Origin of the sequence: Mycobacterium tilburgii, assembly GCF_902168065.1 — a bacterium.
Taxonomy (GTDB): Bacteria; Actinomycetota; Actinomycetes; order Mycobacteriales; family Mycobacteriaceae; genus Mycobacterium; species Mycobacterium tilburgii.
The window spans coordinates 32,952-59,498 of record NZ_LR655693.1; the positions used below are offsets into that span (position 1 = coordinate 32,952).

General features: G+C 65.9%; 21 protein-coding genes and 10 pseudogenes. 16 read left to right on the forward strand and 15 right to left on the reverse strand.

Features of this window, described 5'->3' with window-relative positions; all coding sequences use genetic code 11:
- Positions 1 to 3: 3 nt before the first annotated feature.
- The 4 genes and pseudogenes from FQ389_RS03320 to FQ389_RS03335 form a co-directional block, all read right to left on the reverse strand.
- The gene (locus tag FQ389_RS03320) at positions 4 to 2,913 is read right to left on the reverse strand and encodes an MMPL/RND family transporter (RefSeq protein WP_144206052.1); all 2,910 of its coding nucleotides are present in this window, start codon (positions 2,911 to 2,913) and stop codon (positions 4 to 6) included.
- Positions 2,910 to 3,299, reverse strand: a complete 390-nt coding sequence (locus FQ389_RS03325; protein ID WP_260860468.1) for an MmpS family protein — start codon at positions 3,297 to 3,299, stop codon at positions 2,910 to 2,912. Before FQ389_RS03325 ends, FQ389_RS03320 begins: the two co-directional genes overlap by 4 nt.
- A gap of 235 nt (positions 3,300 to 3,534) precedes the next feature.
- Positions 3,535 to 3,818: pseudogene (locus FQ389_RS03330) on the reverse strand (dihydrodipicolinate reductase); the annotation flags it as partial.
- A pseudogene (locus FQ389_RS03335) lies at positions 3,808 to 4,703 on the reverse strand (AMP-binding protein); the annotation flags it as partial. The pseudogenes FQ389_RS03330 and FQ389_RS03335, both read right to left, overlap by 11 nt.
- A 15-nt stretch (positions 4,704 to 4,718) precedes the next feature.
- Here FQ389_RS03335 and FQ389_RS03340 point away from each other — a divergent pair.
- Positions 4,719 to 6,295: pseudogene (locus FQ389_RS03340) on the forward strand (polyketide synthase dehydratase domain-containing protein); the annotation flags it as partial.
- 217 nt (positions 6,296 to 6,512) lie between these two features.
- On the opposite strand, the pseudogene FQ389_RS21970 reads toward FQ389_RS03340, so the two are convergent.
- Positions 6,513 to 6,745, reverse strand: a pseudogene (locus FQ389_RS21970) (acyl-CoA dehydrogenase family protein); the annotation flags it as partial.
- A 3-nt stretch (positions 6,746 to 6,748) separates the two neighbouring features.
- Positions 6,749 to 6,967, reverse strand: a pseudogene (locus FQ389_RS03350) (acyl-CoA dehydrogenase family protein); the annotation flags it as partial.
- 195 nt (positions 6,968 to 7,162) lie between these two features.
- Between FQ389_RS03350 and FQ389_RS21975 the strand changes: the two are divergent.
- The 3 genes from FQ389_RS21975 to holA all read left to right on the forward strand — a co-directional run bounded on the left by FQ389_RS21975 (position 7,163) and on the right by holA (position 9,042).
- Positions 7,163 to 7,327 carry a hypothetical protein gene (locus FQ389_RS21975; protein WP_260860476.1) on the forward strand — a complete coding sequence of 55 codons (165 nt, stop codon included), beginning with the start codon at positions 7,163 to 7,165 and terminating at the stop codon, positions 7,325 to 7,327.
- Between the two features lie 327 nt (positions 7,328 to 7,654).
- A complete protein-coding gene (locus FQ389_RS03360; RefSeq protein WP_144206053.1) occupies positions 7,655 to 8,068 on the forward strand; it encodes a ComEC/Rec2 family competence protein in 414 nt (137 codons plus the stop codon).
- Positions 8,069 to 8,082: 14 nt separating this feature from the next.
- Positions 8,083 to 9,042, forward strand: coding sequence for a DNA polymerase III subunit delta (gene holA, locus FQ389_RS03365; protein ID WP_144206091.1), 960 nt, complete (start codon positions 8,083 to 8,085; stop codon positions 9,040 to 9,042).
- 19 nt (positions 9,043 to 9,061) lie between these two features.
- On the opposite strand, the gene rpsT is transcribed toward holA, so the two are convergent.
- Positions 9,062 to 9,322, reverse strand: coding sequence for a 30S ribosomal protein S20 (gene rpsT, locus FQ389_RS03370; protein ID WP_144206054.1), 261 nt, complete (start codon positions 9,320 to 9,322; stop codon positions 9,062 to 9,064).
- 279 nt (positions 9,323 to 9,601) lie between these two features.
- Here rpsT and FQ389_RS18890 point away from each other — a divergent pair.
- From FQ389_RS18890 to FQ389_RS03385, 4 genes and pseudogenes are all read left to right on the forward strand, one after another.
- Positions 9,602 to 9,834 (forward strand): annotated as a pseudogene (locus FQ389_RS18890) (circularly permuted type 2 ATP-grasp protein); the annotation flags it as partial.
- Between the two features lie 101 nt (positions 9,835 to 9,935).
- Positions 9,936 to 10,598, forward strand: a complete 663-nt coding sequence (locus tag FQ389_RS18895; protein WP_260860470.1) for a circularly permuted type 2 ATP-grasp protein — start codon at positions 9,936 to 9,938, stop codon at positions 10,596 to 10,598.
- A pseudogene (locus FQ389_RS03380) lies at positions 10,562 to 11,378 on the forward strand (transglutaminase family protein). Before FQ389_RS18895 ends, FQ389_RS03380 begins: the two are co-directional and overlap by 37 nt.
- Positions 11,379 to 11,575: 197 nt before the next feature.
- Positions 11,576 to 11,974 (forward strand): CBS domain-containing protein, encoded by a 399-nt coding sequence (locus FQ389_RS03385; RefSeq protein WP_144206055.1) that lies wholly within the window; start codon positions 11,576 to 11,578, stop codon positions 11,972 to 11,974.
- A 30-nt stretch (positions 11,975 to 12,004) separates the two neighbouring features.
- Here the strand turns inward: FQ389_RS03385 and FQ389_RS03390 are convergent.
- Positions 12,005 to 12,538, reverse strand: a pseudogene (locus tag FQ389_RS03390) (type II toxin-antitoxin system PemK/MazF family toxin).
- A gap of 141 nt (positions 12,539 to 12,679) precedes the next feature.
- On the opposite strand from FQ389_RS03390, the gene lepA reads away from it, so the two are divergent.
- Genes lepA through FQ389_RS03400 form a run of 3 tightly spaced genes read left to right on the forward strand, consistent with a single transcriptional unit; the run spans position 12,680 to position 15,033 of the window.
- A complete protein-coding gene (gene lepA, locus FQ389_RS03395) occupies positions 12,680 to 14,590 on the forward strand; it encodes a translation elongation factor 4 (protein WP_144206056.1) in 1,911 nt (636 codons plus the stop codon).
- Positions 14,587 to 14,751 carry a hypothetical protein gene (locus FQ389_RS18900; RefSeq protein ID WP_260860448.1) on the forward strand — a complete coding sequence of 55 codons (165 nt, stop codon included), beginning with the start codon at positions 14,587 to 14,589 and terminating at the stop codon, positions 14,749 to 14,751. Before lepA ends, FQ389_RS18900 begins: the two co-directional genes overlap by 4 nt.
- Before the next feature lie 21 nt (positions 14,752 to 14,772).
- Positions 14,773 to 15,033: a sensor domain-containing protein gene (locus tag FQ389_RS03400; protein WP_144206057.1), complete on the forward strand. Its 261-nt coding sequence runs from the start codon at positions 14,773 to 14,775 to the stop codon at positions 15,031 to 15,033.
- 237 nt (positions 15,034 to 15,270) lie between these two features.
- On the opposite strand, the pseudogene FQ389_RS03405 reads toward FQ389_RS03400, so the two are convergent.
- Positions 15,271 to 17,012, reverse strand: a pseudogene (locus FQ389_RS03405) (glycoside hydrolase family 15 protein).
- A 148-nt stretch (positions 17,013 to 17,160) separates the two neighbouring features.
- A pseudogene (locus FQ389_RS03410) lies at positions 17,161 to 18,389 on the reverse strand (FAD-dependent oxidoreductase).
- Between the two features lie 54 nt (positions 18,390 to 18,443).
- On the opposite strand from FQ389_RS03410, the gene FQ389_RS03415 reads away from it, so the two are divergent.
- The 5 genes from FQ389_RS03415 (at position 18,444) to FQ389_RS03435 (ending at position 22,775) form a co-directional block, all read left to right on the forward strand.
- Positions 18,444 to 18,638, forward strand: coding sequence for a hypothetical protein (locus FQ389_RS03415; RefSeq protein ID WP_144206058.1), 195 nt, complete (start codon positions 18,444 to 18,446; stop codon positions 18,636 to 18,638).
- A gap of 308 nt (positions 18,639 to 18,946) precedes the next feature.
- A complete protein-coding gene (locus FQ389_RS03420; protein ID WP_144206059.1) occupies positions 18,947 to 19,981 on the forward strand; it encodes a sulfate ABC transporter substrate-binding protein in 1,035 nt (344 codons plus the stop codon).
- Positions 19,978 to 20,874 carry a sulfate ABC transporter permease subunit CysT gene (cysT, locus tag FQ389_RS03425; protein ID WP_144206060.1) on the forward strand — a complete coding sequence of 299 codons (897 nt, stop codon included), beginning with the start codon at positions 19,978 to 19,980 and terminating at the stop codon, positions 20,872 to 20,874. Before FQ389_RS03420 ends, cysT begins: the two co-directional genes overlap by 4 nt.
- Positions 20,871 to 21,689, forward strand: a complete 819-nt coding sequence (cysW, locus tag FQ389_RS03430; protein WP_144206061.1) for a sulfate ABC transporter permease subunit CysW — start codon at positions 20,871 to 20,873, stop codon at positions 21,687 to 21,689. Before cysT ends, cysW begins: the two co-directional genes overlap by 4 nt.
- Positions 21,690 to 21,704: 15 nt before the next feature.
- Complete coding sequence (locus FQ389_RS03435) at positions 21,705 to 22,775, forward strand: sulfate/molybdate ABC transporter ATP-binding protein (protein WP_144206062.1); 1,071 nt, start codon at positions 21,705 to 21,707, stop codon at positions 22,773 to 22,775.
- A 48-nt stretch (positions 22,776 to 22,823) separates the two neighbouring features.
- Here FQ389_RS03435 and FQ389_RS03440 read toward each other — a convergent pair whose 3' ends face one another.
- The 5 genes from FQ389_RS03440 to FQ389_RS21980 all read right to left on the reverse strand — a co-directional run bounded on the left by FQ389_RS03440 (position 22,824) and on the right by FQ389_RS21980 (position 26,491).
- Positions 22,824 to 23,117 carry a hypothetical protein gene (locus tag FQ389_RS03440; RefSeq protein WP_144206063.1) on the reverse strand — a complete coding sequence of 98 codons (294 nt, stop codon included), beginning with the start codon at positions 23,115 to 23,117 and terminating at the stop codon, positions 22,824 to 22,826.
- Between the two features lie 28 nt (positions 23,118 to 23,145).
- Positions 23,146 to 23,886 (reverse strand): sirohydrochlorin chelatase, encoded by a 741-nt coding sequence (locus tag FQ389_RS03445; RefSeq protein WP_144206064.1) that lies wholly within the window; start codon positions 23,884 to 23,886, stop codon positions 23,146 to 23,148.
- Positions 23,865 to 24,611 (reverse strand): phosphoadenylyl-sulfate reductase, encoded by a 747-nt coding sequence (locus FQ389_RS03450; protein WP_144206065.1) that lies wholly within the window; start codon positions 24,609 to 24,611, stop codon positions 23,865 to 23,867. The genes FQ389_RS03445 and FQ389_RS03450 overlap by 22 nt, the downstream gene beginning before the upstream one ends.
- On the reverse strand, positions 24,608 to 26,287 hold the full coding sequence (locus tag FQ389_RS03455; RefSeq protein WP_186296250.1) for a nitrite/sulfite reductase: 1,680 nt from the start codon (positions 26,285 to 26,287) through the stop codon (positions 24,608 to 24,610). Before FQ389_RS03455 ends, FQ389_RS03450 begins: the two co-directional genes overlap by 4 nt.
- Before the next feature lie 111 nt (positions 26,288 to 26,398).
- Complete coding sequence (locus tag FQ389_RS21980; protein WP_407662737.1) at positions 26,399 to 26,491, reverse strand: Ms4527A family Cys-rich leader peptide; 93 nt, start codon at positions 26,489 to 26,491, stop codon at positions 26,399 to 26,401.
- Between the last annotated feature and the right edge of the window lie 56 nt (positions 26,492 to 26,547).

Sequence of the window (26,547 nt, forward strand, 5' to 3'; positions counted from 1 at the left end):
AGGCTAGGCCGGCATTGGCTTTCGGGCGTGGTCGCCGCGCGGATGCACCACCTGCGGCCACCAGAACCAACGCCCGAGCAGCGTGGCGATCGACGGCATCAGCAGCGTGCGCACGATCAGCGTGTCCAGTAGCAGACCGATGCAGACGGTGGATCCGAACTGGCCCAGCACCCGCAGGTCGCTGCCCAGCATCGCCGCCATCGTGAACGCGAACACCAGACCCGCGGCCGTCACCACCCCACCGGTGCCCGCCATCGAACGGATGATACCGGTCTTGAGTCCGTGATGGATCTCCTCCCGGAACCGGGAGACCAACAGCAGGTTGTAGTCAGAACCGACGGCCAGCAGGATGATCACCGAGAGCGCGACGACGATCCAGTGGATCTTGATGCCAAATAGATCCTGCCAGATGAGCACGGCCAGCCCGAACGACGCGGCGATCGAACTGGCTGCGGTGCCGACGATGACCAGCGCGGCCACCACGCTGCGGGTGAGTAGCAGCATGATCATGAAGATCAGCGTCAGCGCGGACACGACCGCGATCATCAGGTCGTACTTCTCGCCATCGGCCATGTCTCGGAAGGTCGCGGCTGTGCCGCCGAGGTACACCCTGGCGTCGGACAGCGAGGACTGCTTCAACGCCTCCTGCGCGGCCGTGCGTTCGGCGTCGACCCGTGAAATACCTTCCGGCGTCATCGGATCGCCCTGGTGGGTGATGAAGAACCGTGCCGACTTCCCGTCGGGTGACAGGAACATGCGCAGACCGGTCTCGAAGTCGGGGTTGTCGAACGCCTCGGGCGGCAGATAGAAGAAGTCGTCGTTCTTGGACTGATCGAAGCTCTGCCCCATCACGATCGCGGTATTGCTCATCGCCTCCATCTGGTTGATCATTGCCCGGAATGTCTGGTACAGCGTCAGCGTGATGCCCCGGGTGGTCTTCAACGTGGTGATCAGCGTTGGAAACAGCGCCGTCAGATCGTGTGTGGCATTGGCGGTGTGCTGAATGTCGGCCGTCAGGTAGTGGAACTGTTCGGCGAGTTGGTCGAAACCATCCAGCGAATCGAACAACGACCGCAGCCCGAAGCACAGAGGGATGTCGAAGCAGTGCTTCTCCCAGTAGAAGTAGGTGCGTACCGGCCGGAACGTGTCGTCGAAATCGGCGATGTGATTGCGCAGGCCGTCGGTGATCTCCGAGGTGACCGCCGTGGTCCGTGCACTGTCGTCGGCGGCCCGCGAAAGATCAAGCGAAACTTGGTATTGGCGTTCCGTGATCTCGATCTGGGTCTGCAGGTCGTCGGCCATCCTGAGGATGTCGTTCATCCGCTCCTTGAGGAAGCCCACGTTCTGCATGGTGGTCTGGCTTTGGACGCTGTTCTGGAACGGGATCGAGCTGTGCTGGATCGGGATGCCCAGCGGCCGGGTGATGTCCTGGACCATGGCGATGCCGAGCGTTCGCATCTCGTTTTTGGCCACCCGGTCCAGCACCAACATGTCAGCTGTGTTGCGCATGTCGTGGTCGGATTCGACCATCAGCAGATCGGGGTTCATCCGCGCTTCGGAGAAGTGCCGGTTGGCGGCCTCCTGCCCCTGGTTGGACGGTGCCGACAGCGGTAGGTAGAAGCGGTCGTTGTAGGTGGTCGTATAGCTCGGCAGGGTTACCATGCCGACCAACACCACGGCGCCGCTGACCGCCAGAACCGGTGCGGGCCAACGCACTACCGCGGTGCCCACCCGGCGCCACAACCGCCCGCGTTTGGCCACCCGCTTGGTCTCGAACAGGTGGAAGCGACTGCCGACGAACACCACCGCCGGGCCCAGGGTGAGCCCGGCCAGCACGACCACCAGCATGCCGATCGCGACCGGTGCACCCATGGTGTTGAACCAGGGCAGCCGGGTAAAACTCAGGCAGTAGGTGGCGCCGGCGATCGTCAGACCCGAGCCCAGCACCACTGGAGCCACACTCTTGAAGGTGGTGTAGTACGCGGATTCTCGGTCTTCACCGGCCCGTAGCGCTTCCTGATAGCGCCCGACGAGGAAGATCCCGTAATCCGTTCCGGCCGCGATCGCCAACATGGTGAGGATGTTGGCGGCGAAGGTGGTGAGCCCGAATGCGTTGTGATACGCCAGAACCGCGACGACGCCGCGGGCGCAGGCCAACGCCACAAACGTCATGAACAGCTGCACCAGTGTGGTGACGACGGACCGGTACACCAGCAGCAGCATGATCGCGATGGCGCCCAGTGTGAACAGCGTGATCTTGGCCAGGCTGGTATTGCCGATCAGGTGCATGTCATCGAAGAGCGCCGCGGGACCGGTGACGTAGGCCTTGACCCCCGGCGGCGCGTTGTTCTCGTCGATCACCTTGCGAACGGCGTCCACGGATTCATTGGCCAGCGTGGTGCCCTGGTTACCGGCCAGGTTTATCTGCACGTAAGCGCCCTTGGCGTCGGCACTTTGGGCACCCGCCGCCGTCAGCCGGTCGCCCCAGAAGTCCTGGATGTGCTGGATGTGCGCGGGGTCCTGACGCAGTTGACGCATGAGCTTGTCGTAGTACTGGTGCGCGTCGGCGCCGAGCGGCTGCTGACCTTCCAGCACGATCATCACGGTGCTGTTGGAATCGAACTCGTGAAAGTTGTGGCCCATCCGCATCATCGCCTGCATCGACGGCGCGTCCAGCGGAGTTATCGGGGCGGAGTGCGCCTCACCGACGACCTCCAGGGTGGGGACGATAACGTTGACCACGATCGTGACGAAGACCCACACCAGGATGATCGGCACCGCGAAGATGCGAATAGCGTGGGAAAAGTACGGCCGGTGACCTCGCTCCGGCTTTCCCGCGCTCCGGGTCTGGATCGGCCCGGTGTCGGCGGCGTCGTCGACACCGAGTCGGCTCTTGCTGTTGACATCGCTCATGCGGACTTCACCAAGCAGAAGGTCTGGGCGTTGTGGCCATCGGACGTGTGCTGTTCGCGGACGACGCCGTCCACGGTGATCTTGCAGCTGATTTGATCGCTGTCACATTGCGCGATGATATTGGCACTCACCGAGGGCAGCGTGGTCGAGATGGTGGCCGACCAGGGCAGCGCCGCATTGGCGATCTGGTGGGTGTTGGCGTTCTCGTCCCAGTAGTTGATGTTCGCGACGGCGCCCGGCGGGCCGGAGATCTCGTAGACCACGACCTTCGGATTGAACTGCACGATCTCGATGCCCTTGCCGGCATTCGCGTTGAGGTCCTGCGACCCGAAGATCTTGTGCAGCCGCGACACGACCAGTGTCGAGATGGCCAGGACCCCGATCATCAGGATGGGAATCCATGCCCGCCTGAGCGCCCGGGTTATGGCATCCGTGTTAGTGGAAGCCCGCACCTTGACCGCCTTCCGATGACCGCTGCCGGGGCCTCATCCTGCCAGGAAAGCCCGCCACCACCGCCGACAACTTTAGTTGTCGACGGAACCTTTGCTCGGCTAAGTACTGTAAACCTTAGAGCACGGAACCGTTCCTCCGGGTGCTTCGGAAGTGGTCAGGCCCATTCCGCTAACGGGCCAGCCGCCCAGTGACGGGCGGCAAATCAGCCAGCTTCACGATGCCCGGGTCGGCGGCGACCACCGCCGGGACGGCATTGGTAACCGGCATGGCGGTGTAAATCATCCCAAACCAATGAACCTGGGCTCGGTCCAATCCTTGGGCGGCAGGCAGTGCAGGAAGGTCCGCATGTTGGGCATCCCGAACACCTGGATCACGTGGCCGTGCTCGAGGGGCTTAGGCGGCACCACGTGGTTGCCCATGGTCAAGTTGAATCCGACGCTGACGACCAAGCGCCGTGCCCTTCCCGGACGGGCACGGCTGGACGCGGTCCGTCGCGAGCGCCGCGGCATCGAAGCATGCCGCCGGCGTGGTTTCGCTCCACGTTCCGGTGGCCACGAAAACGGTCGCCTCCGCCAAACCGTAGGACGGGAGCATCATGTGGTCCCGGAAATTGAAGTGCGCGAACCGGTCGACGAAGCGGTGCAGGGTGGCCGGCTTGACCCGTTCGGCGCCGCTAATGATGCCCAGCACCAATCCCATGTCGTGGTAGAAGGGCAGCCACGACACGATCGCTGCTTCCGACGGGAGGGTGGTCCGGGAGTCCGCGAAGAAACTGCGCATCAGCTGCTGGAAATTCGTCTCGAGGTTTCGGTGCAAGACCATCACGCCGGCCGGCGTTCGGGTCGAACCCGAGCTGTATTGCAGATACGCCAGGCTGGGCAGGTCGTCGGTCAGCATGGTGGTGTCACCGTCGGCGTCGAGATTCATCGAATCGATCTCGACGATCTTGGACACATCCTCCAGGTGCGCGCGGCCGACGTATTCGGCGACCGCCGACGTCGTGAGAATGACTGACGGTGACGTGTCTCGGCCAGGACCGCCTCCATCCGCTCGTCGCTCGAGTCGCGATGCGGCAGCGGCACGGCTCTCAGCCCGGCCTGCATGGATCCCAGGAACGCCGCGATGTAGTCGAGACCCTGCCCGCGCGGTCGCCGACTGACCCGTGCGGATCGAGATCGCGTGCCACGTTGAGTGTTCAGCGGGGCGACTTGCGACCAGGTGAGGCTTTCTCGCGCCCCTGCCCAGTCGTCTTCGTAACTGGTGAACGTGTAGGCAACGTCGTGCGGCCGCAGGCTGGCGCGCCCGTGCAGCATGGACAGAATCGATGACTGAGACATGAGTGCCGTGTTATCCGGTGCTGTGGGACAGCACGGAGGGGTGTGTCCGACTGGTGCCAGATCGCCGACGCACTGGCCGCCGCGTACGTCGGCGGTCTTTGTCCCGATTTCGCTGCGCTGCATCGTGATTCGCGTGGCAAGGTCGAACTGCCCACCTACCCGTTCTAGCGCCGTCGGTTCTGGCCCAAGACGACGGGGATCGCCATGGAAGACGGGGTCGGCCCCGCGGCCTCCGGAATCCTGGGCAGCGCCAAGGACCTCGCGTCCGGCAACTCGGTCTACACCAGCCGATTGTCGGTCAAGTCGCAGCCGTGGCTGTCCGACCATGTCATCTACGGCACGGTCGTGGTGCCAGGTGCGACGTACGCGGCGATGGCGCTGGCGGCCGTTGGCGCAACGGCGCGGGTCAAAGACGTGTTCTTCTACGGGCCGATCTTTTGGCCGAGAAAAGTTCTCGTGAGGTGCAGCTGACTTTGCATCCGCTGCCTAATGACGGCGAGTCGAAGTTCCAGGTGCACAGTCGCCCGTATGGTGAACGCGGTGGCGAATGGTCGTTGAACGCCGAGGGCACCGTGCAGACGGGCGCGGCGAGCCCGCTTCCGATGGCGATCCGGTCGATGAGGCGATCGAGCGGCTGGAGCGTATGCGTCCGCAGGAGCTGTTCGAAATCTTCGCTGACCTCGAACTGTCTTGGAGGCCAACGAGGTCCGGTTCCCTGAGGTTGCCGTGGATGGGGGAGGGCGAGGCGATCGGCAACATTATGGTCGGCGCGGAGCTCGCCGAGCAACTGGGCACCGAGCCGATGCACCCGGTCCTGATGGACCTGTGAACCGGGGTCGCCTTCTCGGCGCTGCTCGCCGCCGAGCAGGGCGTCAACGACCTGTTCCTGCCGCTGCGGTACGGGCAGGTGACGCTGCGCGAGAAGATGCCCTGGCGGTTCTACTGCCGAGGCCGGTGGCACAGTAGTGAGCTGAATAGCGAAACCCAGGTCTTCGACCTCGATTTCGTCGATCGCGACGGCCGCCACCTAAGCGGTATCCGCGAGTCCACGATCAAGCGCGCACCCCGCGAGACCCTGTTGCGTGGCCTGGGCGGATCGCCGGAGGCCGTGCGCGTGCTGGCCACCCTGCTGACCACCCCGCTCGACGAACCCGAACTTGCTGTGCGGCAAGGGAAGCTGCTGGCTTCCCGACTGCTGCCGTGGGCGCGCAGCGGTCATCTGCGGGTGCCGCGTTTCGCGGACTACGTGCTGGCACCCACTGAGCGTGGGGAGATTGACAACCTGCGGCTCACCGAGACCGACGTGCCGGCACCGGACGAGGGCTACGTGCAGGTCCGGGTGGAGGCGGCCGGCCTGAATTTCCGGGATGTGCTCAACATCCTGGGCCTGTACTCGGGTGACCTCGGCCGATCGGCGGCGACTTCGCCGGCACCGTCACCCAATTGGTAAGCGGTGTCAACGGACTCGAGGTGGACCAGCGCGTCTACGGCTTCATGCAGGGCGCGTTCTCCAGCCGGTTCAACGTGCCCCCCAATTGCTCGCCCCGATCCCCGACGGGATCAGCGCGGTGCAGGCGGCGACCATCCCGGCCGGGCCGCCCTGACGGTGCGGCTCGCGTTCGACTGGGCGCAGCTCAAGCCGGGCGAGCGGGTGCTGATCCATGCCGCCAGCGGTGGGGTGGGACTGGCGGCGATCCAGATGGCGCAGCAGTGCACTGCCACGGTTTATGCCACGGCCAGCACGTTCAAACGCGCGACGCTGCGTAAGCTGGGCGTGAAGTACTTCTACGACTTGTGCACAACGGATTTCGCCGACTGGATGCGGATGATCGCATCGCCGATGGCCTGCGAAGCGTCGGAAACATCGGAGGCGCTGGCGGCCTGGCCCAACGGTTCGGCGGCCGCACCGTCCAGATCGATCTGCGCGCCGCGTTGCCCGTCGAAGGTCCGGTAGGGATGCCGTGTCCACCCCCGTTCGCGTCGACCAGGAACAGCCCGGTGCCTTCGTCCGGCAACGCCGCGCTGACCACCAACGTGTCGGCTGGGGTGGGCGTCCAATCCTTGCCGCCCCACTCCACCGGCCAGTTCGGGACTGCCAGGCCATGCTCATGCAGGATCTTGTGGCTGGTGACGATGTCGTCGTGGTTTACCTCGACCGAGCTCTGACGCACCCTATCACGCATCTCCTGCGGAATCTTGGTGGTGTAGATCGTGCGGAGCTCGTCGCGGAACGCGGCTTCCTCCGGTGTGAGCGCGAGTTGCATGCGGCCTCCTCTGCCTGACGGTAAGCGCCGGTGACCGTCGACGATGATTGCGGTCCCGTCGGTGCGTACGCTCCGAGGTCCATCTTGACCCATGCGTTGCTGGGCTTGTGCACAGCCTCCGATTAGTCCACAGCCGCCCGTTGCGGGACTGCTCGACGGGGCGGTGCTGGCGGTCGGCGCACTTACCGTCGGCTCATGCGCACAGTACTGCCCGCCGAGCGGCGCCAGCGCCGCCTCGGCGCCGACCCGTATACCGATTCCCCCGCCCAGGACCCGGACTCGGGTGCGGACGAGGATCAGAACTCGTTGCTGCCACGCTGGTTGCCCAATGCCGTGCGGGACCAGGGGTGGGTGGCTTGACTGCGCGCCGATCCGGGCCGGCGCGATCGCGTTAGCGGTGGTGGCCGCGCTAGCCGTGTTGATCATGATCTTCACGCTGATCCGCGACCAGCCCGGTCCGGTGATGTCGGCCAAGCTCCCCCGGTGCAGAAGGCGGCCACGGCCGGCCCCGCACCCTCGGGCAGCCCCGGCGCCGGTCTCGGGCTCCGTGCGGCTGGACAAGTTGCGTGCCCTGGTACGCGTCTGACCCCCCCAGCCCGCCCGGGCCCCTTGATGTGCGCCTGGTGCCCGCCGCGCTGACGGGTTGGATCGTCACCGCCGCCGGGCATCGTATGGCCGGTCGGACGGATGTTCGCCTGGTGTCCGTGGCGGCCATTCTGGGCCGCGGTGCCGGTAATCGTGCTGGTCACCATGCTGGGTATTGCCGCCGCCGCGCTGTGCATGTTCTGGCCGCCCGGCGCGCAACTGCTAATCCGGTTCACCAGCCTGGAGCTGTGGTGGGTGGCCAAAGTGGCGCACGCCACGGCCGGGGTGCCCGCGGCGACCGTACCCGTGCCCGACGAGGCGGCCGGCGTGCTGTTGGTCGGCGGCGGCACCGCGCTGCTGCTGCTCGGCATCGGGCTGTGGTCGCGGGCCTGGTTCCGCGCGGCGGCCCGCGCGGCCGGTGTGACGGTGGCGGTGTGCACGCTGGCCTGGTCGCAGTCGGCGCTGCTGGATCCGCGGGGGGATTGGTCGGCCCTTCGTGACACCATTGTGGGGTGAGCCGGGATTCGTCGCTGCATCTGATCTTGGGAGACGAGGATCTGCTGGTCGAACGGGCGGTGGCAGCGGTGCTCCGCGCCGCGCGCGCCCGCGCCGGCACCTCCGAGAACCCCGGCATTCCGGTGAACCGGGTCCGGGCCGGCGACGTCGGCACTTACGAGCTCGCCGAACTGCTCAGCCCGTCGCTGTTCGCCGACGAACGCATCGTTGTGCTGGAGGCCGCCGCCGAGGCCGGCAAGGACGCGGTCGCCACGATCGCGGCCGCTGCCGCCGATCTGCCACCGGCCACGGTGCTCGTGGTGGTGCACTCGGGCGGCGGGCGCGCCAAGGCGCTGGCCGACCAGTTGAAGTCGCTGGGCGCCGAGGTGCATACGTGCGCGCGGTTCACCAAGGCGAGCGAGCGCGTCGACTTCGTCCGCAAGGAGTTCCGCACGCTGCGGGTCAAGGTGGACGAGGACACTGTGACCGCGCTGCTGGACGCCGTCGGCTCCGACGTGCGTGAACTCGCGGCGGCCTGCTCACAGCTGGTCGCCGACACTGGCGGGGTGGTCGACGAGGCCGCGGTGCGCCGCTACCACAGCGGGAAAGCCGAGGTGAAGGGCTTCGACATCGCGGACAAGGCGGTGGCCGGGGATGTCGCCGGCGCGGCGGAGGCGTTGCGGCGGGCGATGATGCGCGGCGAGCCGCTGGTGGTGCTGGCCGACGCGCTGGCCGAGGCCATTCACACGCTTGGGCGGGTCGGGTCCATGTCGGGCGACCCCTATCGCCTGGCCGGGCAGCTGGGGATGCCGCCGTGGCGGGTGCAGAAAGCCCAGAAGCAGGCTCGGCGCTGGTCGCGCGACAGCGTGGCGACCGCGATGAAAGTGGTGGCGGAACTCAACGCCAACGTGAAAGGTGCCGCGGCCGACGCCGACTACGCGCTGGAATCCGCGGTGCGGAAGGTGGCCGAACTAGCGGCCGACCGTGGCCGATAGCGCCGAGCAGAGACCGGGCTCAGATCTTGTTGAGCGAGCGGGCCAGCGCCGACTTCTTGTTGGCCGCCTGGTTTTTGTGGATGACACCTTTGCTGGCCGCCTTGTCCAGCTTGCGGCTGGTCGCCAACAGCAGCTCGGAAGCCTTTTCCTTGTTGCCGGCGGCGGCAGCCTCGCGGAACGCGCGCACGGCCGTGCGCAGCGACGACTTCACCGACTTGTTGCGCAGCCGGGCGCGCTCGTTGGTCTTGATGCGCTTTTGCTGCGACTTGATGTTGGCCACGCGGAAATTTCCTTCGTCGGTTCGGTATTTGCGGTGTTCGTTTCTGGGGGCGCCCCACACCCGATTGCGACTGCTCAGGCTAGCAGTCGGTTGCGTTTTCTCCCAAAACGGGAACTCCGGCCCTGCCAAAACGTCAATTAGGACAGCATCCTAAAAGTGAGTTTCCGATACCAGGTTGAGTAAGCCGGCCGCGGGACGTGTGGCGCTGCCCGCAAGTTGGCGCGGTCCGAGCGCATCTTCGGCGGGTGTACCCTCCCGACGTCTATGCGCTGGCATTCGATGAGATGTTCGACGGTCAGGGCAACGTCCGGGGCCCTACAAGGGCAGCTATGCCGAGCTCGCGCCGTCCGATGGAGCGGACCTGCAGGCACGTGGCGGGTTCTCGAGGACAACCTGCGCTCACCCTCGGGTGTGTCCTACGTCATGAAGAACCGACGCACCATGGCTCGGGTTTTCCGAACCTGTTCGCCACCCACCGGGTGCGCGCAGTCGACGACTACTCCTCGCATCTGCTGCGGGCGCTGCGCAACTCCGCGGCCACCAACGAGGCCGACCCGACCGTGGTGGTGCTGACACCCCGGGCGTCTACAACTCGGCGTACTTCGAGTATTCGCTGCTCGCGGCAGATGGGCGTCGAACTGGTCGAGGGCCGCGACCTGTTCTGCCGCGACAACCAAGTGTACATGGGCACCCCCGAAGGGGGATCGTCAGGTCGACGTCATCTATCGGCGCATCGACGACGTCTTCACTGGACCCGCTGCAGTTCCGCGCCGACTCGGTACTGGGGGTGGCCGGGTTGGTGAGCGCCGCCCGCGCCGGCAACGTCGTGATCTCCAGCGCGATCGGCAACGGGGTCGGTGACGGCAAGCTCGTCATACACCTACGTCCCGACCATGATTTGAGTACTACCTGGGCGAGAAGCCGCTGCTGGCCAACGTGGACACGTACCGCTGCTGGCTCGATGTACGAACGCGAGGAGGTGCTCGACCGGCTCCGCGAACTGGTCATCGAACCGGTTGAAGGGTCGGGCGGCTACGGCATTGTGTTCGACCCAGAAGCCTCCGAGAAAGAACTCGCGGGCGTCAGCAAGAAGATTCGCGAAGATCCGCGCAGCTGGATTGCCCCAGCCGATGATGGAACTGTCGACCGTGCCGACGCAGATCGGCAACACCCTGGCGCCGCGCTACGTCGACCTGTGACGACGGCAGAGATGTCGGAGATGCGTCGTCGGCTGCGCGTGTGCACACGACCGGATTCGCCTACGAGGCGCCGGTGACGGCTTCGTACAATGAGGCGCGGCTGACCCGAGTTCCGACACGCGGCAGAACGTCATCCTCGACCGGGTGGAAACCATCCCGGCGACCCGGACCTACCGTTACATCGATTACTGGGGCACCGCGGTGGCGGCGTTCGACCTGCACGCACCGCACACCGACCTGACCGTCACGTCCTCGTCGGTGGTCGAGACCGAGTAGCCGGAGCCGACCGCCAAGGACGTCACGTGGGGCGACCTGCAATCCGCGGCGGTGGTCGATCGCTTCGACGAATTGCTGCAGCCCACCAAGTACACCCCGACGGCCAAACGGTTGCGTTCCATCGGCAAGAAGATCATCAAGAGCGAGGAGTCGCAGGAAGCCGTGATCGCCGCGGCCAAGTGGGGCACGGCGAGCTGGACTACCTGCCGGGAACCACGGGCGCGCAGTCGTCGGGACTCGACGCCCTGAAGGCGCGCAAAGGGGTGTGTCAGAACTTCGTGCACCTGACGTTGATGTTGTTGCGCGACATGGGTATTCAGTCTCGGTACGTGTCGGGTTATCTGCATCCGAGCCGGGATGCCGTGGTCGGTGAACGGTGGACGGACAAAGCCACGCTGGATTCAGGCCTGGACCGGAGGTTGGTGGAACTACGACCCCACCAACGACACTGAGGTCACCAGCAGTACGTCAGTGTGGGCGTCGAGCGTGACTACACCGACGTGTCCCCGCTGAGGGGCATCTATTCCGGGCGGGGCGCCACCGATCTCGACGTGGTCGTCGAGGTCACCCGGTTGGTCTAGCTAGGGTCGCGGCCCGACCTCGACCCGGTGCAGGTTGTCGCCGAGCTCGATCCGGCCGTCGAAGCGCGACGCCGCCAGCGTCCGGAGACGGCGCGGGTAGCGGGTGCTGATCGGCTGCCGCTTTCCGTGTTGGTTTTGCCGCCGCCCGAGTTGGCCGTAGCCTGGTGTGAAGCAGGTCACAAGCAGCGGGAGGCTCGATGCGGATCGCGGACGTTTTGCGAAACAAGGGCGCAGCGGTGGTGACGATCTATCCCGAGGCGACGGTCCGGGAACTGCTCGCCGGCCTCGACGAGCAAAACATCGGCGCCATGGTCGTCGTCGGCGACGAGGGAGTGGTCGGCATCGTGTCCGAGCGCGACGTGGTGCGCGAACTGCACACGCACGGCGCCAGCGCGCTGTTCCGCCCGATCTCCACGGTCATGACCGCGACCGTCGCCACTTGCACGAAGTCGGACACCGTCGACGCCATCAGCATGCTGATGACCAAGAACCAGGTGCGGCACGTGCCGGTGCTCGACGGCAAGAAGCTGGTCGGGATCGTCAGCATCGGCGACGTGGTGAAGACGCGGATGGAAGAACTCGAGGCCGAACAGTAACAGCTGCAGTCCTACATCGCGCAGGGCTGATCAGCTCCAGGCATAGTCGGCGGGAGCCGGGTGGCCAAGAAGTCAAAGACCTCGCGGTCCAGGACGGCGCCCTCTCGGCGAATACCCTCCTCGGCACGTCGAGTACCCGGTCCAGCCGCACCCAGCTGTCCCGGCCCTCGTAATCCCAGGCGCCGGCACCGATTCTGAACCCAATCCGCGTCGGCGGTGCGCCGCTCCTGGCTGGACAACATCAGCCCGAACAAGATGCTGCGGTCGCGCCCCACGACCAGGACCGGGGTGGTCCTTGTCGCGGGTGGGATCGTCCTCGTAGGCCGCCCAGGTCCAGACGATCTCGCCGGGGGTCGGCCCGGCCCGTCCAGATCGGGCGCGTAGACCACCTTGCGGGCGCGCTGTACGGGCCGGGAAGCTGGTGCTCGTCACTGGACGACCCGCCGTGATCGCCCGCGCCGACTCGGAGCCCGACCCCATCGCGCTGGCGGTGATCTTGACGACTTCCTCGATTTCGCGGATTTCGCGCATCACGGCGTGGGCGGTCTGCACGTGCTGGATCAACCGCGGAACACCGTAAACGACCCCGTTTTGGGCAAATCTCTAGAACGTCCTCCACTGAGATTTGCGGCGAGACGCCATAGTCGCAGCATAGACGGCGGGGTGGTGGCACGACTGTGTCCGAGTAGGTCCCGACCAGCCCGCATGGATACGCTGGACGTACCCGCGAACCCGCCGGTCACGCAGCATCAACAGCACCGCCAGGAGATCCCCATAAGCAGTTTCGCCGACAAGACCTTCACCGCGCCGGCGCAGATCAGGAACTTCTGCATCATCGCCCATATCGATCACGGCAAGTCGACGCTGGCCGACCGGATGCTTCAGCTCACCGGTGTCGTCGACGAGCGGTCCATGCGCGCCCAGTACCTGGACCGGATGGACATCGAGCGGGAGCGCGGCATCACCATCAAAGCCCAGAACGTCCGGCTGCCGTGGACGGTGGACGGGGTCGACTACGTCCTGCATCTGATCGACACCCCCGGCCACGTCGACTTCACCTACGAGGTGTCCCGCGCGCTGGAGGCCTGCGAGGGTGCCGTGCTGCTGGTCGACGCGGCACAGGGCATCGAGGCCCAGACGCTGGCGAATCTCTACCTCGCCCTGGACCGCGATCTGACCATCATCCCGGTGCTAAACAAGATCGACCTGCCGGCCGCGGATCCGGACCGCTACGCCGGCGAGATTGCGCACATCATTGGCTGCGAATCCGACGACGTGCTGCGGGTGTCGGGCAAGACCGGGGAGGGCGTGGCCGCGCTGCTAGACGAGGTGGTCCGTCAGGTGCCGCAGCCGCGGGGCGACGCCGACGCGCCCACCCGGGCGATGATCTTCGACTCGGTCTACGACGTCTACCGCGGCGTGGTGACCTACGTGCGGGTGATGGACGGCAAGATCGTTCCACGCGAACGCATCCTGATGATGTCCACCGGCGCCACCCACGAACTGCTCGAGGTCGGCATCGTCTCGCCCGAGCCGAAGGCCAGCGCGGGCCTGGGGGTGGGGGAGGTCGGCTACCTCATCACCGGGGTCAAGGACGTCCGCCAGTCCAAGGTCGGCGACACCGTGACCACCGCACGCAACGGCGCCACCGAACCGCTGACCGGTTACCGCGAACCCAAGCCGATGGTGTACTCCGGGCTGTATCCGTTGGATGGCTCGGATTACCCGGACCTGCGCGACGCCCTGGAGAAGCTGCAACTCAACGACGCGGCGCTGACCTACGAGCCGGAAACGTCGGTGGCGCTGGGCCTCGGGTTCCGCTGCGGCTTCTTGGGCCTGCTGCACATGGAGATCACCCGCGAGCGCCTGGAACGCGAATTCGATCTGGACCTGATCTCGACTTCGCCCAACGTCGTGTACCGGGTAATGAAAGAGGACAACAACGAGATCGTGGTGACCAACCCGTCGGACTGGCCGGAGGGCAAGGTCCGGCAGGTCTACGAGCCGATCGTCAAGACCACCATCATCGCGCCCAGCGAATTCATCGGCACCATCATGGAGCTGTGCCAGTCGCGGCGCGGCGAGCTGGGCGGCATGGACTACCTGTCGCCCGAACGGGTGGAGCTGCGCTACACCATGCCGCTGGGCGAGATCATCTTCGACTTCTTCGATTCGCTGAAGTCGCGTACCCACGGCTACGCCAGCCTGGAATACGAGGAGGCCGGCGAGCAGGATGCCGGTCTGGTCAAGGTCGACATCTTGTTGCAGGGCGAGGCCGTCGACGCGTTCAGCGCCATCGTGCACAAGGATTCGGCGTTCTCCTACGGAAACAAGATGACCACCAAGCTCAAGGAGCTGATTCCGCGCCAGCAGTTCGAGGTGCCGGTGCAGGCTGCTATCGGCTCGAAAATCATTGCTCGAGAAAATATTCGGGCTATCCGCAAGGATGTGCTCTCGAAATGCTACGGCGGTGACATCACCCGTAAACGCAAACTTCTGGAAAAGCAGAAGGAAGGCAAGAAGCGGATGAAAACCATTGGACGCGTGAATGTTCCGCAGGAGGCGTTTGTCGCGGCACTGTCCGCCGATGCCGCGGGGGACAAAGCCAAGAAATGAGGATCCGGTGGACCAGCACGGCGTCGCTGCTCGCCGCCGTGCTGGTCGCCGGGTGCACCTTTACCGTCGGCGGCCACGCGGTTGCGGCCCCAAATCTCAAGCCACACCCGGTGATCGACCAACAGATCAAACAGGTGCTGCTGGATGGCGTTGCCTTGTGAAAGCTGCTCGACCGACGGTTTGTGCCGCTCACGGAGTTCCCTCCGGTGTCCGGCGGCAACAAGATCCTCGACGACGCCTATCTGTCAACGTCGCCCGCCGAGTGCACGGGTGTGGTCTACATGACGCAGAAAAGCGTCTATCAGTCCGCGCCGGTCAAAAACGTCGCGACGGCGTTGTGGCAGGAGGACGGCTACGCACCGACGGCGATCGACATCGCCGAAGAGGTCATCGCCGTACCCTCGGCGGGCGACGCCGACGCCTTGTTTGCCAGGTTTTCCTAGCAATGGAAGCGGTGCGACGGGAAAACGCTGAGCGTGCCGGCCAGTAGTTTCGCCCGGAACGCCATCACCGACGTCCGTGTCAACGATTCCGTTGTCGTGGCACGCATTTCGCGACAACCGACCCGCCGATCCTGCATGCCGTCCCGGAAGTCTGTGCCACCGGCCCGCTGATCTCATCGCCCCGCTTCCGTGTCGCATGAATACCGTTGCCGGAGAACGCCTTGCGGTGCCACTCGCTCACATGGGCGCGTTGGCGGGTTGGAACATCCCGGACCCGTCGGATTCCTCCTCGGCGCGTATCACGTGGAACACCACGTTGATCAACGCCAGATGAGTGAACGCCTGGGGGAAGTTGCCCAGACGCCGGCCGTGTGCGCGGCTCGATCTCCTCGTCGTAGAGATGCAACGGGCTGGCGTAGGACAGCAGCCGCTCACACAGCCGCTTGGCCCACGCCACCTCACCGATCTCAACCAGCGCCGACACCAGCCAGAACGAATAGATGGTGAAAGTGCCCTCCTTGCCGGACAATCCGTAGTCGGTCTGCTCGACTCGGTAGCGCAGCACCAAGCCCTCCTCGGTGAGTTCGTTGGCGATCGTCAGCACCGTGTTGCGCACGCGCGGGTCGTCGGGCGGCAGGAATCGGGTCAGCACCACCAGCAACAGCGACGCGTTTAGGGCGTTGCTGCCGTACCGCTGGGTGAACACCCCGCGCGAGTCCACTTCGTATTCGAGGATGTCGGCCTTGATCTCCTCGGCTATCACCCGCCATTGCTGGGCATAGCTCTTCTTGCCCTGCCGCTCGGCCAGTTTGGACCCGTGGTCCAGCGTCACCCAGCACATCACCTTCGACTAGGTGAAATGCTGCGGTTCCTCGCGCACCTCCCAGATACCGCGGTCGGGCTCCCGCCAGTGCGCGATCGCCTCTTCAACCTGTTTTCTGAGCACCGGCCACAATGTCTCCGGGGCACCTGCTCGTGTGACTTCGCGTGCAGATAGAAGGAATCCAGGATCGAACCCCAAATGTCGTGCTGGATCTGGTCATAGGCGCCGTAGCCGATCCGGACCGGGCGTGCATGGTCATAGCCTTGAGTTCTTCTTCCACCAGGTTGCGCTCGCCGCCCACGCCGTACATCACCTGCAGCGGGTGGCGCTCGTTGCTGTTGGCGCCCGACACGTCGGCGATGAACGCGAAAAAGTCGTCGGCTGCACGGTCCAGGCCCAGCGTGTAGAGCCCCCACAACGTGAACGTCGAGTCGCGGATCCAGGTGTAGCGGTAGTCCCAGTTGCGTTCGCCGCGCGGTGTTTACGGCAGCGGGCGGCCTCTTCATAGGTTTGCGGCGGCGGGTGGTTGGTCCAGCTGAGGACGACGAACACGTCGTCGCCCTCCTTCATCCGGGTGCGGGCCCGCGCCTCGCGGCCCTCCAGCCCGATGTTGAGGTTAGTGGTCAGCCGCAGTTGGGGGTGGTCGTCGGGGTTCTTGCTGGGCCGAGCGATCGTCGAACGCCGGTTCGCGGCTCATCATCAGCTCGACGGTCCCGGTGACGCAGTGCACGGTGCGTAACAGGATGTGCTCGGCGCCCCAGTCCATCGGCGTGCGGCGGTGTGTTCTCAAACGCCGCTCGATGTCATGCCACAGGCCCATCACCAGCGCGTCCCGCACGATCAGCCACCCGGTGTGGGTCTGCCAGGTGGTTTCCATGATCAGGCTGCCCGGCAGGTAGCGGCGAGCCGACGGCACCGACACGCCGTACGAGCCGATCCGGAAATGGCCGGCGCTGCGGTCCAGGATCGCGCCGAACACGCTGGGCGAGTGCGGGCGCGGTACGCACAGCCATTCGACCGAACCGGCGGGGGAGATCAGGCAGGTCGTCTCCCAGTCGGACAGAAACTCGTAGACGGTGACCGGCGGAAACGGATTACGCAACGCCCCGCTCGAAGCAAACGGCGCCGGCGCGCTGAAATCGAGCGGCGACACCAACGGCGACTGTTGTGCCGGGTCAAAGCCTTTTCGGTTTCCCCGTTGGTGGGCTGGTCGGCGGGGTGGGCGTGCAAAACCATCTCGACACCATCTGTCGACCCGCCCGCCGTCCATTCTTTCGGCGCACGTCGCGGCGCGGATCGGCCCGTCAGCCGGGCCGGCGAGCGAACGTCGGCGCATGCTCCGAAAGCGGGCTGATCGCCACCAGGTAGGCGATCAGCCCGCGTAGCGCCGGCGACCGTCGACCAGCAGCACACCGCGGGGCGGCGCGGCGGTGCGGCCGGACAGCACGTCGGCAACCACTTGGGCGTGGATGGTGCGTTGCACGGCCTGGATCATCGCGGTCGGCATCCAGCGCCGCGCCTGCACCCGCGCTAGCTCCCGGGTGGTCATTCGTCCGGCGCGCAGCGGGCCCGCCAGGATGCGCGCCGCGGCCACCGCGTCGGCCACCGCGAGGTTGATGCCGACCCGCCGACCGGCGACATCGCGTGGGTCGCGTCGCCGATGCACAGCACCCCGTCAGCATACCAGCGGCGTAGCCGGTTGAGTTGCACGTCAAGGAGTTTCACGTCGTCGAACGAACTCAACGTGCCGATCCGGTCGGCCAACCGTGGCACCATGTTCACCAGCACCGCGTGCAGCGCGCCGATGTCCCGGGCTCGCAGCCCGGCGTCGGCTCCCTTGGGAATGATGTAGGCGATCTGGTAGTAGTCGCCGCGGTCGCTCAGGGATGACCCCATGCCCGGCCTGAAACGTCCCGGCAAGTCCCCTCGGGTCGTCGGATCGCCGCGGTAACCGGAACCACCACACGTCCATCGGGGCGCCGAACCGGCGCGGCGTCGCCTCGATCGCCGCGCGCACCGTCGAGCCGCGACCGTCGCAGGCCACCGCCAGCGCGGCACGCAACTCCCTGGTTGCGCCCCCTGGGGTCGCGGTAGGTGACGCCGACCACCCCGGTCACCCTCGCGAAGCACGCCGGTGACCTCGGTGCCGCGCAACAGCCGGAAACTGGGTTCGGCCTCGGCCGCGGCGGCCACCATTTCCAGAAAGTCCCACTGCGGCACCAGGGCGATGTGCTGGTGCTCGCCGGGCAGGTGGGAGAGATCCAGGTTCAGCGGTTGGCCACGAATCGCCAGCTCCAGGGAGTCGACGAGGCGATGCGGAATCTCGGCGAACCGGGGTCCCAAACCCAGTTCGTCCAGCAACCGCAGCGTGCTGGCGTGCACGGTGTCGCCCCGGAAATCACGCAGGAAGTCGGCGTGCTTTTCCATCACCGTGACTCTTACGCCACCGCGGGCCAGGAGCAGGCCGAGCACGGATGCCGGCCGGACCGCCGCCCGCGATGACGCATGTGGTGTCGTCGTTGGCACTGGGCACCCGCTGATCCTGACATTTGGTGTTCCCGGTGGTGGGGCGAATATGGTGGGCTCGATGAACGGGTTCCTCAACTGGTGGGACGGCAACGAGCTGTGGATTTCCGGGCTGCCCTTCGTGCTGCAGGCCATTGTGGTGATGCCCGTCGTGCTGGCCGTCGCGTACTTCACGGCGGTGTTGCTGGACGCCGTGCTCGGCAAGAGCATCGAGCTGACCCGTCGGGGCCGCCGGATCGACGGGACGCCCAGGTAATCGGCATGCCCCGGTCGCACGTGACGCTGATTCTCGTCACCCTCGTCGTGTTGGTGATCGTCGCGTGGGTGGTGGCCCACTGAGGCGCTGCGCGCAGCCGGTCAGCTGGCGGGCTAGCGAATTCCTGTTAGGCTTCGCGCCATGCACCCGACAGCTGCGGTCCCGGACTGTGATGTCGTCGTGCACTGTTGTCGCTGACTACTACCCGCGCGCGGTTTGGTAGGGAATTCGCGAATTCCCCTAACGCTTACAACGCCTTTCCGCAGCAACGGGACCGATACCCACCAGCACGCACCGGAAGGCCGTTGATGCTTAACGACAACGACAGCGCACCGCGCTGGCGGCGACTGGTCGCGCTCGCATCGATCGCCGCCGTCGCGGCGTGCAGCCCGGGCCCCAGCGACGTGGTGGGCGGCGGGGGACTATCCAACGCGCGGACGACCATCACCCTGGTGGCGTACTCGGTCCCAGAACCTGGGTGGAGCAAGGTGATTCCCGCGTTCAACGCCTCTGATGTGGGTAACGGCATACAGGTGATCACTTCGTACGGAGCGTCCGGCGACCAGTCCCGCGGGGTGGCCGACGGCAAGCCGGCGGACGTGGTCAACTTCTCGGTCGAGCCGGACATCACGCGCTTACTCAAGGCGGGCAAGGTTTCCAAGGATTGGAATACCGATGCCACCAAGGGCATTCCGTTCGGGTCGGTGGTGGCGCTGGTGGTGCGCAAGGGCAACCCGAAGAACATCAAGGACTGGGACGACCTGTTGCGGCCCGACGTGGAGGTCATCACACCCAGCCCGTTGAGCTCGGGTTCGGCCAAGTGGAATCTGCTCGCGCCGTATGCCGTGAAAAGCGACGGCGGTAGCAACAGCCAAGCCGGCATCGATTTCGTTGCCAAGCTGGTGCGTGAGCACATCAAACTGCGGCCCGGATCCGGACGCGGAGCCACCGACGTTTTCGTCCAGGGCAGCGGTGACGTGCTGATCAGCTACGAGAACGAGGCCATTGCGGCGGAGCGGGCGGGTAAACCGGTCGAACATGTCGTCCCGAAGCAAACCTTCAAGATCGAAAACCCGGTCGCGGTGGTGACTACCAGCCAGCACCTGGACGCCGCGACCGCGTTCAAGAACTTCCAGTACACCGCGCCGGCGCAGACGGTGTGGGCGCAAGCCGGCTACCGGCCGGTCGATCCCGCGATCGCCGCCCAGTTCCGGGCTCAGTTCCCGGTGCCGGCCAAGCTGTGGACCATCGCCGAACTGGGCGGATGGGCCACGGTGGATCCCCAATTGTTCGACAAGAACATCGGCAGCATCACCAAGATCTATACGAAGGCCACCGGATGACGTCCTTCTTTGTAGGCTCGTCGGGCGCCAGCGGCGTGCTTGACCCCGACTCGCCAGGTCCGGGGGGACAGCCGGGTCAGTCGGGTCTACGGCCGTTTTGGCGCGGCGGCGGCACGTCCCTGCGTGTCGGCGTGGCTACGGTGTGGCTGTCGGTCATCGTGCTGCTGCCGGTGGCGGCGATCGCCTGGCAAGCCGCGGGCGGCGGCTGGCACGCCTTTTGGCACGCGGTCACCTCGCACGCGGCGGTGGATTCGTTCCGGGTGACGCTGACCATCAGCGTCGGGGTCACCGTGGTCAACACGGTGTTCGGGCTGCTGATCGCGTGGATATTGGTGCGTGACGACTTCATCGGCCGACGATTGGTCGACACGGTGATCGACTTGCCGTTCGCGCTGCCCACTATCGTCGCCAGCCTGGTGATGCTGGTGCTGTACGGCAACAACAGCCCGGTGGGGTTGCACCTGCAGCACACCGCCTGGGGTGTGGCGGTGGCACTGGCTTTCGTGACCTTGCCGTTCGTGGTGCGCGCGGTGCAACCGGTGTTACTGGAAATCGAACGCGAAACCGAAGAGGCGGCCGCGTCGCTGGGGGCCAGTGGCCCGAAGATCTTCACCTCTGTCATCCTGCCGTCGTTACTGCCGGCCTTGTTGTCCGGTGCGGGCCTAGCCTTTTCGCGTGCGATCGGCGAATTCGGCTCGGTGGTTCTGATCGGCGGGGCGGTCCCCGGCAAGACCGGAGTGTCCTCGCAATGGATACGGACCTTGATCGAGAACGACGACCGCACCGGCGCCGCGGTAATCTCCATTGTGCTGCTGGCGATTTCATTCGTCCTCCTGTTCATCTTGCGCATCGTGGCCGCGCGCGCGGCGCGGCGGGAGGAGAGAGCCTCGTGACGTCATCGCCCTGGGCGCGTTATGTCATCCGCTACGTCGGCCTGGTATACATCTTCGTGCTGCTGATCGTTCCGGTCGCGCTGATCCTGTGGCGCACGTTCGAGCCCGGGTTCGGCCAGTTCTTTGACTGGGTGAGTACGCCGGCGGCGCAATCGGCGCTGGACCTGTCGCTGTTGGTGGTGGCCATCGTGGTGCCGCTGAACATTCTGTTCGGTATCCTCACGGCATTGGTGTTGGCCCGCAACAGATTCCGGGGCAAAGGCATCCTTCAGGCCATCATCGACCTGCCGTTGGCCGTTTCGCCGGTGATCGTGGGTGTCGCACTGATTCTGATGTGGGGATCGGCGGGCGCGTTCGGCTTCGTCGAGCAGAAATTCGGGCTGAAAATCATCTTCGGCCTGCCCGGCATAGTCCTGGCCAGTATCTTCGTCACGCTGCCCTTCGTGGTCCGCGAGGTCGAACCGGTGTTGCACGAGCTGGGAACCGATCAGGAGCAGGCCGCCGCGACACTCGGTTCGGGCTGGTGGCAGACGTTTTGGCGGATCACCCTGCCGTCCATCCGGTGGGGGCTGACGTACGGGATTGTGTTGACCATCGCCCGCACGCTCGGCGAATTCGGTGCGGTGACCATCGTGTCGTCCAACCTTCCCGGTGAATCGCAGACCCTGACCTTGTTGGTCTCCGACCGCTATAACCGCGGCGCCGAGTATGGCGCCTACGCCCTGTCCACGCTGCTGATGGGCGTGGCCGTGCTGGTGTTGATCGTCCAGGTGATTCTCGACATTCGCCGAGCGCGCGCTAACAAGGTTGCTTGACAAGGAGACTCGGATATGACCGTCAGTAAGACCGACGACGCGATCATTGTGCGCGATGCCAACAAACGCTACGGCGACTTCGTCGCACTGAACCATGTGGATTTCGTCGTGCCCGCTGGGTCGTTGACGGCGCTGCTCGGCCCCAGCGGATCGGGCAAGTCGACCCTGCTGCGCGCCATCGCCGGGCTCGACCAGCCCTACACCGGCACCATCACGATCAACGGCCGTGACGTGACCGGGGTGCCGCCGCAGCGGCGTGGCATCGGCTTCGTGTTCCAGCACTACGCGGCGTTCAAACACATGACGGTGCGCGACAATGTGGCGTACGGCTTGAAGATCCGCAAGCGTCCGAAGGCCGAGATCAAGGAAAAGGTCGACAACCTGCTGGAGGTCGTGGGGCTCAGCGGTTTTCAGGGCCGCTACCCCAACCAGCTGTCCGGCGGTCAGCGCCAGCGCATGGCGCTGGCGCGGGCGCTGGCCGTCGATCCGCAGGTGCTGCTGCTCGACGAGCCGTTCGGCGCACTGGACGCCAAGGTCCGCGAGGATCTGCGGGCCTGGCTGCGGCGCCTGCACGACGAGGTTCACGTCACCACCGTGCTGGTCACCCATGACCAGGCCGAGGCGCTGGATGTGGCCGACCGGATCGCGGTGCTCAACAAGGGCCGCATCGAGCAGGTCGGGTCCCCGACGGACGTCTACGACGCTCCCGCGAACGCGTTCGTGATGTCGTTTCTGGGTGCGGTTTCCACACTGAACGGCAATCTGGTTCGCCCGCACGATATTCGGGTCGGCCGCAATCCCGAGATGGCGGTCGCCGGCGGTGACGGGACCGCCGATGCCATCGGGGTGGTACGGGCGACCGTCGAGCGGGTGGTGGCGTTGGGCTTTGAGGTGCGCGTCGAATTGACCAGCGCCGCCACTGGCGGGGCCTTCACCGCACAGATCACCCGGGGCGACGCTGAGGCGTTGGCCCTCAAGGAGGGGGACACCGTCTATGTGCGGGCCACCCGCGTGCCGCCCATCGTCGCGGAGGCGGTTCCCGGCACCCCCGCCGACCACGATCAGACCACGCTGACCTCGGCCTAACCGGTCATGGCAACGCCGACCAGTGCGGCGCCTGCTGGGTGAGGCGCTCTAGGTAGTCGGCGGCGACCTCGTTGTCCGGTGCCGCGCTGTCGTCGCCGTGCGCCAGCGGGCACCAGCACGGACGGCTTTGACGATCCATACCGCTTCGAGTTCCACCTCGGGCACCGGGGCGCTGGGCGCCGGTGAGATTAGGTCTGCGGCGAAACCCTCTGCGCCGGGCCAGGTGAGGCCGTCGCTGTAGATGACCTCGTTGTTCCGGCTCTGGGCGACGACGTGGAAATAGCGGCAGGCCGGCGAGATGCTCGGCAAGCCCGTGCGGGCCGTGATCGCCCATTGCGCCATGCTAGTGCGCGAGGTGACCCGCGTCCCGTTAGGCGGCGATTCGCTCGGCGATCGCCGCAGCAAAGCGGTCCAGCACTGTCTCGGCCACCAAACTGTGGGCGCCGAGCGGGGCCGCCATGTCGATCCCGGTCCTGTCGGCGAAGCGCCGCACCTGATCGGGCAGCCGTCCGGGCGCGAGGAACCACGGCGCGATGACCACCCGCCGGGCGCCCTGCCAGCGCAGCCTGCCCAGTCCTTCGGCTAGCGAGCGCTCCTGTTGACTGGCGAACGCGGTGGTCGCCCCCGCCCAGGAGGTGCCGACCAACAGTTTCGGCGCGACCCGTCCCGTGCGCGCGTTCACCGCCAGGTCGGACGTGCCGATCGCCACGACGAGCACCCCGAGACCGTCGTCAAGCCGCGAGACCCCCAGCTGCGTCACTCGCTCGCGCAGCACCGACACCAGCCGGTCGTCCTCGCCGAGCACCGGTGCTTGCCAGACCTGTTGCCCCACAACGCAACTGGCTATCTGTGCCGGGATGTCGACGCGGGCGTGGTAGGTGTTGGCCAGCAGTAGCGGCGTGACGACGGCCGGGCGGTCCAGGGTGGCGAGCACATCGACGAGGCGCGGCGAGTCGTGATCCAGGAAGGTCAGCCGCACCTGAAGATCCGGGCGCCGGCGCGACACCGCCTCGGCCACGGCGCGCGCGTTGGCCGCCGACCGCGGATCCTTGCTTCCGTGTGCAGCCAGCAGGAGGGCCGGCCGGTGCCTCACGACGCGTGCAACCCGCATTCGGTCTTGGCCAGGCCCTGCCAGCGCCCGCTGCGTGGATCGGCGCCCTCGGCGGGCTTGGCCGTGCACGGCGCGCAACCGATCGACGGATAACCTTCGTAGACAAGGGGATTGACCAGTACATCGTGCTCGGCGATGTAGTTCTGGATGTCCTCGTCGGTCCATGCCGCCAGCGGGTTGATCTTCACCAGCTTGAACGCCTCGTCGAAACTGATCAGCGGGGCGTTGGCGCGCGTCGGCGCCTCGACTCGGCGCAGCCCGGTCACCCAGGCCGAGTAACCGGTCAGTGATTTGCTCAGGGGGAGGACCTTACGCATCCGGCAGCACTCGCCGGGGTCCCGCGCGAACAGGTCCTTGCCCATCAGCTTGTCCTGCTCGGCCACGGTGTGTTCGGGTGTGACGTTGAGAACCCGTACGTCGTAAACGGATTCGACGGCGTCACGGGTGCCGATGGTCTCCACAAAGTGGTAGCCGGTGTCCAGGAAGAGCACCGGTACGCCCGGGCGTACCCGGGAAGCCAGGTCCACCAGCACCGCGTCCTGCATGTTGGAGGCCACCACGTAGTTGCATGTCGCCCAGCCGCGCGGGCCGTTGACCCCGCCGAAGTTCTCGTCGGTCCAGCGCAACAGCTCCTCGGCTCTGGCGCCGTCGAGCTCGGCCGCGCCGCGGGCCGCTATCTCGCGCAGTTGGTCTTCGGTCGGCCGGGTCGTTGATCCGGCGCTCATCGCAGATCACCTTCATCGGCGCGAAGCGCCCACTGGGCGAACCGCTCGCCCTCGTTGCGATGCTTGACGAAGTTGCGCACCACCCGTTCGATGTAGTCACCCAACTCGTCGCTGATGACCTTGTGCTGGCGTAGTTTTCGGCCGAATCCGCTGTCCAGCCCGAGGCTGCCGCCCAGGTGTACCTGGAAGCCCTCAACCAGGGTGCCGTCGCCGGCATCGACCATCTGGCCCTTGAACCCGATGTCGGCGACCTGAATTCGCGCACAGGAGTTGGGGCAGCCGTTGATGTTGACGGTGATCGGCACGTCGAGTGCCGCGTTTATGTCCTCCAGCCGACTCTCCAGATCGGGCACCAAAGACTGTGCCTTGACCCGGGTTTCGGCGAACGACAACTTGCAGAACTCGATACCGGTGCACGCCATCAGATTCCGGCGCCAATGCGACGGCCGAGTTTGCAGGCCGAGTGCGTTCAGACCGGTGGTCAGCTCGTCGACCCGGTCGTCGGGGACGTCGAGGATGACCAGCTTCTGGTAAGGCGTCAACCGGATCCGGTCCGACCCGGCGCGTTCGGCGAAATCGGCGACGGCGGTGAGGATGGTGCCCGACACCCGGCCGGCGATCGGGGCGACGCCGACGGCGTTGAGCCCGTTCTTGAGTCGCTGCACACCGACATGGTCGATCGGGTGGGTGACCGGGTCGGGGGCCGGGCCGTCGATCAACGGCCGCTTGAGGTATTCGGTCTCTAGGACTTCACGGAACTTCGCGATGCCCCAGTCCTTGATCAGGAACTTCAGGCGCGCCTTGGAACGCAGCCTGCGGTAGCCGTAGTCACGGAAGATCGAGGTGACGGCGTGCCAAACCTCCGGCACCTCGTCCAGCGGCACCCAGGCGCCGACCCGCTGGCCCAGCATCGGGTTGGTCGACAGCCCGCCGCCGACCCACAGGTCCAGGCCGGAGCCGTGTTCGGGGTGGTTGACGCCGATGAACGCGATGTCGTTGACCTCGTGCACTACGTCCTGCAGACCCGAGATCGCGGTCTTGTACTTGCGCGGCAGGTCGGCGAACTCCGGCTGGCCGATGTAGCGGCGCACGATCTCGTCGATCGCCCACGTCGGGTCGAGCACCTCGTCGAGCGATTCGCCGGCTAGCGGGGAGCCCAGGATCACGCGGGGGCAGTCGCCGCACGCCTCGGCGGTCTGCAAACCGACCTCGGCCAGCCGTCGCCAGATTTCGGGGACGTTTTCCACCTCGATCCAGTGGTACTGGATGTTTTCCCGGTCTGAGATGTCGGCGGTGTCGCGAGCGAATTCGGTGGAGATCTGGCCGACGGTGCGCAGTGCAGCTGCTGACAGCGCGCCGCCGTCGCAGCGCACCCGCATCATGAAGTACTTCGCTTCCAGCAGGTCGGCGTTGTCGTCGCCGGTGAATGAGCCGTCGTAGCCCTGCTCCCGCTGCGTGTACAGGCCCCACCAGCGGAAACGGCCACGCAGATCGCTCTTGTCGATGCTGTCGAAGCCGTCGTTAGCGTAGCTGTCCAGGATGCGCTGACGCACGTCCAGCGGTGCGCCGGCCTGCTTCATCTCTTCGTTCGGGTTCAGCGGCGCACGGTCTCCCAGCGCCCACTGGCCCTCACTGCGAGTCTTCCTATCTGGGGCAGCCGGCCGGGCTGTAGTCATTCTAAGGTCTCCTTCGCGGGCTATGCAGGTGTGGACGCGCGACTCACCGGTTTAGCTTTGGCTGGCGCAGATCCGGCGCCAGCTGGATGAACAGGTGGGCGGTCTACGAGATCAAGCCGGACAGCTACAGCTGCAAACACGCTTGAGATCGATGTGCCGACGCGCCACGAGCGCAATGCGCGAGTTGGACTGGGCGGCGGTCACTCGCCCATTGTGCCATGGATGCGGCCGGGCAACGCCACCAGCCCAAATTTCTCCTC